We start from the raw sequence: 11,819 nt of genomic DNA on the forward strand, positions 1-11,819 counted from the left end.
TGCGAAGGATTCTGCGCGGCCACTCGCGAAGCCCTTGACTTATTTGGAGCGGTGGCTACCTTTGCCTAGTAGGAAGGAATCCCTAGCTCAACTGTCAGATCAAGTACTAGCTATTACAATTTACGTGAGTGTTGTCAGTGAATTTTTTTAAATTTTTATTTTTTCTCACCCAAAATTCTCTCCAACAATGCAATCTTCTCATCCTTCTCCTTCAATAATGCCGCATTCAATTTCTTAATCTCATCATGAGCTTCAATCAACTTATCCAAAGGATTGAACGTGCAATGATAGTTCTCTATGTTCGGGCCTTGATTATTTGAACCCTCATAATTATTCTGAATGTTATAGAATACCGTTTCTTCACTATAACTTTTAATTTCGTCAGCCGAAACATTCAACGCCTTCGCCACTTCCGCCAGCACATCCGGATCGATCGTCTCTCTTGCTTCCAGTTGAGAAATCTTCTTCTGCGTCCATGGGTCGCCGAGCAGGGCGGCGAGGTCTTCTTGTTTCAGCTTGTTGCGTTCGCGGAAGCGGCGCACGTTCTGGCCCAGGTGGCGGGCGCGTGCGGGTTGGTCGGGTTGCGTGGTCATAGAAACAAAGATAGGTCATTTTAGAATTTCTCAAACAGGGCGCCGTGCACCAATCGGTGTCGTGCCGGGTGGGGCAGAGGTGGTGGTTTAGCCGCGCCTACAGATACATGCACCGCCCTATAGCCGATTTGCGCATGCTGCTGCGCGTGGCTTACTTCGTCACAACAAAAAAACAATCGCCATGCCCAACGCACCACCCACACGTTAGCCCTTCGTCCAATTATTTTTTTGACCCTCATGCTGATGAACATTTTCACCACTACCAAAACTTGTTTCAACACCATGAACCCGCTCTTCAAACTTCCTACGCACACCGAGCTGGCGGTGTGCCTGCTTCGCGAAGAACTCAAAATGAGTCGCTTCTTCACCGACCTCTACAACCTGGGTCTCGAAAACCATTCGCCCCACCAGCTCGACCTCGCGCCCATCATCTTCGCCTGCCTGGGCCTGCAAGGCAGCGACGCCATGTTCGAACGCTATGTGGAGCTGCTCGCCCACCACACCGAAGTGGTGCACCTCACCAACGAATCGCTCGCCAAAGAAGCCCTCGCATTTTGCACAGCCCTGGTGGTGTTCAAAAACAGTGGGTGAGGGGGCGGGGATGTTGCCTTTCAGAATGGCCTTTAAAATCCGCCGGTTGGCGTGTTTCCTGTCTGCAGTCCCGAGTCCGCAGCCCGGGGCTGCAAAGGCGATGTTCTTCACCCCAACGTCGGCACTCCACCCGCCGATGTTTGCGTTCAAACATACAACACCGGAGAAAAAACACGCAACGATCCCCAATAAACACCCAGCCGCCGCACATCGCCGGGCAACATCCTTGATTTAGGTGACAATCACCGCAAAAAAAGCCCGAAAGTTTCACAAAAAAGTGTCAACGTCGGCACTTTACTATGCGACGTCGATATGTAGAACTCCGACGTTGTCAGTTTACTATGCGACATCGGAGCAGAAACCTGCGACGTTGCATATCCACATATCAGTGACGGATGTTGAAGTAGCAACGTTGTCATGTTTTTGGCGAAGAAGTCACACTTTTTTCTCCGACGTCGGCATCGCGAGCTGCGACGTTGATACTTTGCATACCGACGTCGCAGCTTTTTTCGCCGGCGTTGGATAGTAAAGTGACAATGTTGCAGCTTTTCAGCCGGAATCTCCACAAAAACATGACAACGTCGGAGGTCTACCTATCGACGTTGATATGTACAGCTCCGACGTTGATATGTAGAACTGCGATGTTGCTACTTGAAGTGAGGACGCTGAGTAGTTGAGCACCGACACATGACAAATTTTCCTCTCGGAACCTGACACGCGAAGTGTAGAAGTGCGACATCGGTGCTCGGAACACCGGCATCGGAGTTCTGAATGCCAACGTCGGTGTTCTGAATACCGGCATCGGTGTTCTGGTTGATCGGCGGGATGTTGGTTTTGAGCGGGCCGGGACGCGTTGCCTCACTCACACTTCAACGTCTCTGCCGGTTTTGTCAACGCGGCCTTTAAGGTTTGTGAGATCACCGACACAAATGCAATCATCAGCACAATGGCTCCGGAAATGGCAAAGGTCCAGAGGCTGATGTGGGTGTGGTAAGGAAATGATTCGAGCCAGTGGTGCATCAGCCACCAGCCCAGGGGGCAGGCCAGCACAATGGCGATCATCACGGGTTGGAGAAACCCTTTGGAGAGCAGCACGATGATGCCCGGCACGGTAGAGCCGAGCACTTTGCGGATGCCGATTTCTTTGGTGCGTTGCAGCGTCATGAACGAGGCGAGGCCGAGCAGACCGAGCGAGGCAATGAAGATGGCGAGGGCGGTGAAGAGTGTGAACACCTGGCCGAAGCGATCGTCGCGGTCGTATTGCCGGTTAAAGAACTGGTCGAGAAAAAAATAGTCCATGGGGTTGCCGGGAAAGGTTTGTTTCCAGGGAACATCGAGCGCCTGGAGCACATCGTGATAGTTATCGGTTTCGAGCTTCAGCGAATAGAAAGCTGCCGAGGGCGCGAAGCGAAACACCACGGGAATCACTTTCGCCTTGAGCGACATCTGGTGATAGTCTTCCAGCACACCTGCAATTTGAAAGGTGTCTCTGCCCAACCTAACCCATTCGTCCACGGCGGCGGCAGGGTCCTTGAACGCCAGCGCCTTCGCCAGCGATTCGTTTATCAAAACTTTTTTGTTGTCGCTAATGAACCTGCGGTCAAAATTTCTACCGGCCACAACGGTGATGCCATACTGCGGAATGTGTTCCTGGTCGAGGGCCACGGTGGTCACAGTGAGGGCGCCTTCCGGTCCGCCCGAGAGTCGCGTGATGCCGCCGGTCCAATAGTTTTCTTCGCCGGGAATGCTCGACGACGCGCTGATGCCTTTCACGCCTTTGATGCGCAGCACTTCGGTCTTGAATGTCTCGTAGTTTTTCAGATACAACGAGTCGGTCACACTCGGTCCTTTCAGCACCAGCGTCTGGTCAATGTTCACGCCCAGGTCGAGCGTCTTCATGTATTGCAGCTGCTGGTAAACAATCAACGAACCGCTGATGAGAAACACCGAAGCTGCGAATTGAAAAACGACCAACCCCTTTCGCAAGTAGTTGCCACGGGTAGACGAAATAAATTTTCCTTTCAACACCGAAATGGGTTTGAACGACGAGAGCACAATGGCCGGATAAAAGCCCGAGCAAACGGCGCCCATCACAAACAACGCAGCCACCAGGAGCCAGAAGTTTCGTGTATAGAAAAAGTCGAGCGGAATGTTCCAGCCGGTGAGTGCCGCAAACGACGGCCACGACCCACGCACAATGGCCAGCGCCAGCCCCACAGCAATGAGGTTGAGCAGCAGCGACTCGGTAAGAAATTGAGTGATGAGCTGGCCGCGAAAAGCACCCACCACTTTTCTGACGCCCACTTCGCCCGCTCTCTTCAGCGACCGTGCCGTGGCCAGGTTCACATAGTTGACCCAGGCAATGAACATGATGAAGAGGGCAATGATGCTGAGCGCATGCACCGAGTCGCCATCGCGAAGGTCTTGTGGCGACGTTTCGTAGAGCAGGTTCGAGTAGAGGTGAATGTCGGTGAGGGGGCGAAGAATAAACGCCTGCTTTTCATTTTGTTTTTCCCAGTCGTCTTTGCGCACACGGGCGAGGTAGGCATCCCACTTTGCCTGCAGGGCCTTCACATCGGTGCCGGGCTTGAGCAACACAAAGCAATAGAAATCATACCATCCCCACGAGGTTTCCGAGCTGTTTTTAGTGAGCGCGTTCAGGGTGGCGTATGAAATGAGGAAGTCGAATTTGATGTGCGAGTTTTCAGGCACGTCGTCAAACACACCGGTCACTTCCAGGGGCATGTCGCCATTGTATTGCAGGCGCTTGCCGATGGGGTCGTCGCTCTTGAAATATTTTTTGGCGGTGCTTTTGGAAACGATCACGGTGTTCAGGGCCTTCAAACACGTTTTGGCATTGCCCGACAAAAGCTTGAAGTCGAACACAGTGAAGAGCGAGGTGTCGGCAAAGTGAATGCGCTCTTCGCGGAACGCGATGGGCTCCTGTCCGGGCGCTTCATATTTCACCACACCGTCGCTGGGAAGAAAGCGCGTGTGGGCTTCCACTTCCGGAAAATTCTGTTTCAGCGCAGCACCCGCAGCGGGCACGGCCACGGCACTCTCGAAGCTAAGCTGCCCGTTTTGCCAATTGTTATATTGAAGACGATAGATGTCGCCCGCGCGCGAATGAAACGTGTCGAAACTTTTCTCGTACGCCACATACTGCACAATGAGCAGGCAAGCCGCCATGCCCAGCGACAGCCCAATCACATTCAACACCGTATAGACTTTCTCCCTCCCAAAATTCCGGAAGGCAATGACGACGTAGTTTCGAATCATGTTCATACCGATAGGGGATAGGGTGAGGATGAAGTTGCCAGAAGTTAAGATAATAAATAATCTACCCTGATTTTGTTTTGGCGCCCTAAAATGTTTGTTCTGTATTAGGTTTTGGTTGGATTTATGGCAGCGATTAGCCTGAACGGTAATGTGAGTTCGGCATGCAATAGATCGGTCAGAAGGCACGCCGTTTCAGAGGAATACCAACGTTGGAGTTTGGAATACCGGCATCGTTGTTCTGGTTGATCGGCGGGATGTTGGTTTTGTTTTCGCACGGGTTGCATTGTCGGCGAAGCCCATAACCTTTAAAATCTTTCTTCAGGCCTGACTAATCCTTCTTGTCTCGATCAAAGCGACGGAGTGCAGTTTCCACATCAACAATTGAAATCAATAATAGTGACAGCGTGAAAATCATCAAATAGATACTGTTCACCTTGCCATAGCAAAAGACAACGCCAGCCACCGTAGAGAGGACGCCGATGATGACCGCGTGGAGTGCCATGCGCTGGTTGGCAAAGGTCCAGTGCGCCGGCGATTTCATGGACCGTGGTGTCCTGTAGCCGAGCCAATAGTTTCGATCGATTTTTGAATATTTAATGATTAGTCCAATCACCAATATGGTCAGGCCTGCCACGATGTAGGAAAGCATATAGTTTGTGTTTAGGTTGAAGCAAGCTTAGGCAAGTGTTCTGAATATAGTTGATAATTCAGGGCGCCGTGATTTCTTTAGGTAATAGTACATGATCACACTGAAATTATTCTTCAGTATGCAAAATGCGGATTCGGTCAGTCGACAAATTTGCATTGTGTTTGCCCTGTACATTACCCTCCCTTCATTCGGATAGCCTATTATTCATCGCCAGTTTTTTCAGGTAAATCCTTCGCCTACTCCACGTTTCAAAATCCGAAAGGAGTTTAGAAAATGCACAAATTCTATATCCAACCCCAGCGTAATCGTTAGCAGTTGCGATATGTACATGCGATTATGCCATACCGCCTTTTACACAAAAAACCATATTCCCTATCTTTATACTGTCACTTAAACCCCTACCCATGTCAAAATCAAAATCGATTATCCTTATCCACGGAAACTTTGTGAACAACATTAGTTGGGCAAAGTGGAAAACCTACTATGAACAAAAAGGCTATAGCGTTCACACCCCGGCAAACCCCGGTCACGATGGGAAGCCCGCCGACCTGCGAAGCAAGGTTCATCCCAACCTCACCAAAACAGGATTTATAGATGTAGTCAACAACATCTCCCGACTCATCGACACCTTGCCTGAGAAGCCATTGGTCATTGGTCATTCCATGGCGGGCATGGCCGCTATGAAGTTGTTGGAGCTGGGAAAAACTGCGGCGGCGGTGAGCATTGACGGTGCGCCGCCAAAGAATGTGTTTCCTCCCTTCACAACACTAAAAGCAGTGTTGCCTGCATTTGGTTTCTTTTCGTCGAAACCCTACTTCATGGGGAGTCGTGAATGGTACGACAAATGTTTTTTCAACACCTTGCCCGAAACAGAAAGAGGTCCGGCGTTTGAAAGCGTTGCCGTGCCCGAAAGTTATAAAGTGAGCCGCGAACTGGTGTTAAATTCTTATTCGAATATTGATTTCGGCAAACCTCACGACCCCGTGTTGTTTATTGGTGGCGGAAGCGACAACATATTCCCGCCGTCTCTCACCCGAACCCTGGCCGGCAAATACAAAGACAAAAACAGCCGGGTAAACCTGAACATCTTCGAAGGCAAGAGCCACTTTATATGTGGCGAACCGGGCTGGGAAAAAGTAGCGGACTACATTCTGGATTGGTACGAAAAACTCTGACGCGGCATTCGAGGCCTGGTGCCGGGAAATAGTTGTATTTTAGAACGACCGCTGTCGGAATAGTTTTTCCATTCGGCAAACGGATCTTTAGTTCAACAACACCCCGCGCACCATGCACTACCGACGAATGCCCATCGAGATAGAAGCCCCCGAAGGTTTCGGATATGAGAACATTGATTGCAATCTGTCCGAAAGCTCCTTCACCGATCAGAAGCTAAGCGACCTGGGCATTTCCATCGACAACCTCACCTTGTTCTATGGCGACCACCTGGGCAAGCCCGCGTTGCGCGAATGCATTGCCGCCGCTGCAAACCTGTTGCCCGATCACGTGCTCGTCACGTCGGGCGCCGCTACGGCTTTGTTCATTGTGGCCACGTCGCTGCTCAGTGCGGGCGATCACATGGTGGTGGCCAAATCAAACTACGCCACCAACATCGAAACACCCCGCGCCATCGGGGCAAAGGTTTCTTATCTCCCCATGCTGTTCGAAAACAACTTCGCGCTCGACCTGGCCGCCCTCGAAGCATTGATCACCCCGCAAACAAAACTGATCAGCATCACCTACCCACACAACCCCACAGGCGTGATGATCGACCTGGCCAAGCTGAAGGCTGTTGTGGCATTGGCCGAACGCAAAGGATGTTATGTGTTGCTGGACGAGACCTATCGCGAAATGTCGTTCGTAGACAAATTGCCAGTGGCGGCCACGTTGTCCGATCGCGTCATCAGCATCTCGTCGATGTCAAAATCGTTTGGCCTTCCCGGCATCCGCATCGGGTGGCTACTCTCCACAAACAAAACGCTGATGGAAACTTTTCTCGCAGCCAAAGAACAAATCTGCATCACCAACTCGGTAGTCGACGAAGAAATTGCCTATCAATACCTTCAACGCAAAGACGCCCTCTTCGCCCCCGTGCAAGCCACCATTCTGAAAAACTTCAACATCCTCAAAACCTTCATGGCCCATCAACACGTGCTGGAATGGGTTGAACCCCAGGGCGGCTGCGTATGCTTCCCCCGCATAAAACAAAACGTCGCCATCAACACCGACGCCTTTCACCATACACTGCTCCACACCTATGCCACCTATGTGGGCCGCGGCCATTGGTTTGAGGAAGACCCCCGATATTTACGCATTGGCTACAGCTGGGACACGTCTGAAAAACTGAGCAAGGGGTTGAATAATATTTTGAAGGCGATTGAAGAGACGCGGGTGGGGTAGGGGTGATGAATGTTTTTTTTCTATGTAGAGCTCGCGCCCCACACGCGCATTTTTTAAGACAGTGATGTGATTCTCCAACGGTCTCAACAGGGAAGAGTATCATGAAAAGTTACGCTCGTGACTGAAGGCACGGGCACAAACGGCATCATTGTTTTCTGTGATATGCCAACAAGCATCCAAGGCTGAAGACAACCAAGAAACAGGATTATCGCCGCTGGCTGGTTTGTGATGACCACTGTTTATGGGGGTGCACCATTTTGGTGTCATCGGTAGGAAGAGCAAGATGCGTTTGGTACATTCGAAATTATGGAGCCCATCCAACACTGGCAAGGTTGTTGGAAGGGCTTTGTTGTTTTTTATGTTGTCACGTAACCCCCTTTATATATGAACCCCATCTCACCCCAGGATTTTCTTCAGCTCATGATGACCGGTGGCGTCATCGAAAATATGAGTGTGACCGGCAACGTTGAAGCCATGATGCAGAATTTCCAGAACCCCGTCATCATCCTCAATTGCGAGATACCCATGCTTGCGCTAAACGAGTCGCCCGTGCAATCGCTCACCATCGCGGGCACGCTGACGCAGATCCCGTCATTAGTTTTGGTAGGTCAGAACACCAACTTCTCGTTGCTCTGCATCGAAGACGACGCCTCCATAGGAAGCCTGTCACTCTCGGGCATGGGCCAGTCCACGACGTTAACGGTTGACGGCAATGTCAATTCGGTGTCGCTCAACGACTGCTCGATCCAAACCGTTGAGGTCGTAGCAACAAACCAAATAAACACGGTTTCGCTAACCAGTGTCGTGTTCATAAACAGCCTTAGGCTTATTGGCCCCTATCAAACCGTGACCGCCGGCTTCTCCTCGTGCAACACCTTGATTTTCGAAGATACCACCGTCACCACAATCAACATAAATTCATCACCCATCGTCAACTATCAATTCACCAATCACCAGGGCGGCACCCTCAGCTTCGACTCCACCTCCTTCAAACAATCCCGCTCCCTCGCATTCAACGAAACCTCATTCGAAACCATAACCGTAAACGGCGACCAGAACCGGACGTTTGCAAATTTGGCGGTGACGTTGACGGGGCAGTAGCAATGCTTTGATAAAAACATAGGTGAGTTAACACATTGTACAATTGGAGGTCGTAGCATAGTCTGCGCTTCGTGACTATGCGTTTTAAATGAGCAATGTCCTTTGCGATCAACGTTTGGCTTCGGAATACGCCAAGTCCCCGATTTCTATGTTTCAAGCAAGGGCATTTTGGTAATTTTTTTGATATAGTCTGTTGTTGTTGACGCAAGCAAAAACGCGACTTATCAACTTATTACGCACAGCGTTGATAACACTCATTTTGTTTTTACCCTCTAATACTTTCCTGTGATAGTATGTTTTTAAGTCGTCGTCGTGGACCATAGCTGTCATGGCTGCCATATGCAACAATTTCTTGAGGGTCATATTGGCCATTTTGGATACCCGTGTCTTTCCTCTAACAGAACTTCCTGAACTGTGTTCAAACGGGGCCACTCCCGAGTAACAGGCAAACTTCTTTGCATCCTTGATACGAGTGAATTCTGCTGTGGAGACAATTATATTCAATCCTGTGATCTTGCCCAGCCCGGTGACCGAGGTTACCAATTGATATTGTCGATCTATTTCAGTGTCGCTTTTGACCAGAGCATCTATTGTCTTCTCAATCTTTTGAATATCATTTTTCAGGCTTTTAATCGAACTTTGACAACTCTTCGCTATCGCTTTGTATAATGACTCTTCGATAAATTCCTCGCATTCTTTTATTGGTCCCTGCAGTTCAGTTTTGACTTTCACCAGGCGTTCTCGGGTTACCAACAGGGCTTTTAGTTTCTGGATAATCAATCTCTGAGGAGTCCAGAATTTGAGACTTTCGCGGTTTTTGTAAGCGTATAGCGCGATACGCTGAGCATCAATTTTGTCAGTCTTTCCACGCACAAGGCCCTGGGATTGCTTTATTTGAAATGCGGATTCAACACATACCTGAATCTGATTTCCGATCAGAAACTCAAGCAACGGCCGACAATAAATCCCCGTGTGCTCCATACACACAACAAGTTGATCGTACGAAATTGAAAACTTCTTCTTTAGATCACTAAACAAGGCCTGGATTGGCTTGCTTGCATTTTCGGCTTCAATCGGGTGGAAATTCTTGCCATCCACGGTGAGGGCACCATCGAATTTTTTCTTTGCGATGTCTATCCCTAAAAAATAAACAGTTTTCATAAATTAGTCTTTTGATAATTAATGTATCCGTTAACGCTTCTAAACACTATCAAAACCTTAATAATAGGCCTGCTAACCTAAATTTCTATTTGATGCTTGTTTAGAAAAACTGACTGAGGATTAAATCGAGGAATAGGCCGAAAAGCCTTGCGGCGAGATTAAGTCACCTCAGTCAGTTGTTAACGTTATCCACAAATTCACATCCTTCAACAAAAGAAAAAAGAACCAAAAAAGAAAAAATCACTATGATGATGGTGAAGTGATGTCTTATTGTGAATACAAGTCTAAAGGAGGCGGGAGACTTGCCTTTGACGAGTGTCCCAACATAGTCTCCCGCTTCGGGGACTATGTTGTTTTGGAACGACAAATGTTCTTACGAATGAATTACAGCTTCGGAATGCGCCAAGTCCCCGAGACGGGAGACTTGCCTTTGACGTTGGGGTTAGAACAAATGTTAAACTTCGCCACGACATCAAAAGACACACGTTACTTTTTCCTCTTCCGCTGCTTCAAATACACCCCGAAATCCCAATTCGCCTTCATTCTCTTTTCCTTCGCGGTCATGGTGGGATGTTGATCGATGAACTCTTTGTAGTAGAAACCCTCGCACTCAATAGTTTTCTGATAATACAGCACCATCTCAATCGACTCATATTCAGAAAGGAAATTATTGTGAGGAAACTCACTCGGCAGGTGATTTCTAAATAAAGTACTGCAAATGAAATAATTGATAAGGTTGGACTTGTTAGTGTCCGTGTCGTAAGAATTGAGAATAAGCTCCAACGGTGGTCCGGATTCATAAAGCACCTGCATTGCTAGCGTGATGCCGCCGATGGAGATGGTATACGTTGTCTTGTAAGGAAAGCAAAAGTTGAAAGAATCGATGCGGATAACAAAGTCACGCGGAAGTTCAAAGTTCAGGTCGTAGCGGCTGGCTTTGGCTGCGGTTTTTAAGGTGTTGTAGTCCAGGCCAAGTTCGTCAGGGGTGAAAAGATTTTTCCCGGCCGTTTTCCATTGGAGAACTCTCGCAACGCTGTCTTTAGTTAACATGGCCGTTTCGCGTAGCGCGATTTCTTTTTTGTCCTTATGCATTGTTGAGGCCACGAAATCGCCATTCTCGTCTTTCTTAAATTCCAGTGCATAAAGTGGGCGGCGACCTTCTTTTGTTGGGGGTTCGTCGACCATTTGGCTGGTGAGAATGATTTTTTTGACGACTTGTCCCCATGAAGGAACCGCCGTCGCGAAGAGAGGCAAAGTCAGAACTATGAATTTCAGGAAGCTTTTCGGCTGCATCATAAACACAAACGTAGCCAAGCAACGTGATTGTTTACGGTATCGGGAAAAATTTCTTCATGCTCCAGGGGATTTAGGTGTTGACGCCAGCGGGTTAATTCTGGTCGCCACTAAAATAAAAATCATCCCAACCCTTATGACGCATCCTTTTCGAACCCTATCTTTTCGCCCGCTATGGAAAAGAAGATATTTCACGATTTTGATTTGACCGCCTTCTGGAAAGACAGCGACTATGCCCGCAAGCGCTACATCAGCGAACCCCTCACCGACGATCTCATTGCCGGGATTGAGCAGGAGTTGGGCTACAAGCTGCCAGCGTCCTATATAGAATTGATGCACTCGCAAAATGGCGGCATTCCTGTTCACAATGGATTTCGTACAACTGAAGTGACTACCTGGGGAGGCAAACATATTGAAATTGCCGGCATCTTGGGCCTTGGTCGCACCAAAGCCTATTCGGTGTGCGGCCACTCGGGAAGCAAATTCATGATCGACGACTGGGGTTATCCGGCGCTCGGCGTCTACATCTGCACAAGCCCCTCGGCCGGGCACGACATGGTGCTGCTCGACTATTCGCAGTGCGGCAAAGACGGTGAGCCGCAGGTAGTGCATGTGGATCAGGAGTCGGACTATAAGGTGACGTTTGTGGCCAAAGACTTTGAAACGTTTGTGCGAGGCCTCACCACGTTGGATTGAATAGGATGAGTGACGACGTGATGTCGTGTTTCAGATCCGTCTCTGCTTGAATTTTTTGT

At 49.2% G+C, this 11,819-nt stretch carries 10 protein-coding genes; 5 read left to right on the top strand and 5 right to left on the bottom strand.

What is annotated here, in order from left to right; translation table 11 throughout:
• Window positions 1-155: 155 nt before the first annotated feature.
• Window positions 156-593, bottom strand: coding sequence for a helix-turn-helix domain-containing protein (locus tag JI741_RS24460; protein WP_202014069.1), 438 nt, complete (start codon window positions 591-593; stop codon window positions 156-158).
• Window positions 594-830: 237 nt separating this feature from the next.
• On the opposite strand from JI741_RS24460, the gene JI741_RS24465 reads away from it, so the two are divergent.
• Entirely contained in the window at window positions 831-1,184 is a 354-nt protein-coding gene (locus tag JI741_RS24465) for a hypothetical protein (protein ID WP_202014070.1), read from the top strand.
• An 858-nt stretch (window positions 1,185-2,042) separates the two neighbouring features.
• Here JI741_RS24465 and JI741_RS24470 read toward each other — a convergent pair.
• Together JI741_RS24470 and JI741_RS24475 are read right to left on the bottom strand one after the other, a co-directional pair.
• The gene (locus JI741_RS24470) at window positions 2,043-4,469 is read right to left on the bottom strand and encodes an ABC transporter permease (RefSeq protein ID WP_236676260.1); all 2,427 of its coding nucleotides are present in this window, start codon (window positions 4,467-4,469) and stop codon (window positions 2,043-2,045) included.
• Between the two features lie 322 nt (window positions 4,470-4,791).
• Window positions 4,792-5,112, bottom strand: a complete 321-nt coding sequence (locus JI741_RS24475) for an SdpI family protein (RefSeq protein WP_202014071.1) — start codon at window positions 5,110-5,112, stop codon at window positions 4,792-4,794.
• A gap of 404 nt (window positions 5,113-5,516) precedes the next feature.
• Between JI741_RS24475 and JI741_RS24480 the strand changes: the two genes are divergently transcribed.
• From JI741_RS24480 to JI741_RS24490, 3 genes are all read left to right on the top strand, one after another.
• Entirely contained in the window at window positions 5,517-6,287 is a 771-nt protein-coding gene (locus tag JI741_RS24480; protein WP_202014072.1) for an alpha/beta hydrolase, read from the top strand.
• A gap of 112 nt (window positions 6,288-6,399) precedes the next feature.
• A complete protein-coding gene (locus tag JI741_RS24485; protein ID WP_202014073.1) occupies window positions 6,400-7,509 on the top strand; it encodes a pyridoxal phosphate-dependent aminotransferase in 1,110 nt (369 codons plus the stop codon).
• Window positions 7,510-7,893: 384 nt separating this feature from the next.
• Window positions 7,894-8,610 carry a hypothetical protein gene (locus JI741_RS24490; protein ID WP_202014074.1) on the top strand — a complete coding sequence of 239 codons (717 nt, stop codon included), beginning with the start codon at window positions 7,894-7,896 and terminating at the stop codon, window positions 8,608-8,610.
• A gap of 153 nt (window positions 8,611-8,763) precedes the next feature.
• On the opposite strand, the gene JI741_RS24495 is transcribed toward JI741_RS24490, so the two are convergent.
• The gene (locus JI741_RS24495; RefSeq protein WP_202014075.1) at window positions 8,764-9,771 is read right to left on the bottom strand and encodes an IS110 family RNA-guided transposase; all 1,008 of its coding nucleotides are present in this window, start codon (window positions 9,769-9,771) and stop codon (window positions 8,764-8,766) included.
• Between the two features lie 486 nt (window positions 9,772-10,257).
• Window positions 10,258-11,067 (bottom strand): hypothetical protein, encoded by an 810-nt coding sequence (locus JI741_RS24500; RefSeq protein ID WP_202014076.1) that lies wholly within the window; start codon window positions 11,065-11,067, stop codon window positions 10,258-10,260.
• Between the two features lie 171 nt (window positions 11,068-11,238).
• On the opposite strand from JI741_RS24500, the gene JI741_RS24505 reads away from it, so the two are divergent.
• A complete protein-coding gene (locus JI741_RS24505) occupies window positions 11,239-11,760 on the top strand; it encodes an SMI1/KNR4 family protein (protein WP_202014077.1) in 522 nt (173 codons plus the stop codon).
• Window positions 11,761-11,819 lie beyond the last annotated feature (59 nt).

This window comes from Chryseolinea lacunae, from assembly GCF_016735595.1.
In the GTDB taxonomy this organism is placed as follows: domain Bacteria; phylum Bacteroidota; class Bacteroidia; order Cytophagales; family Cyclobacteriaceae; genus Chryseolinea; species Chryseolinea lacunae.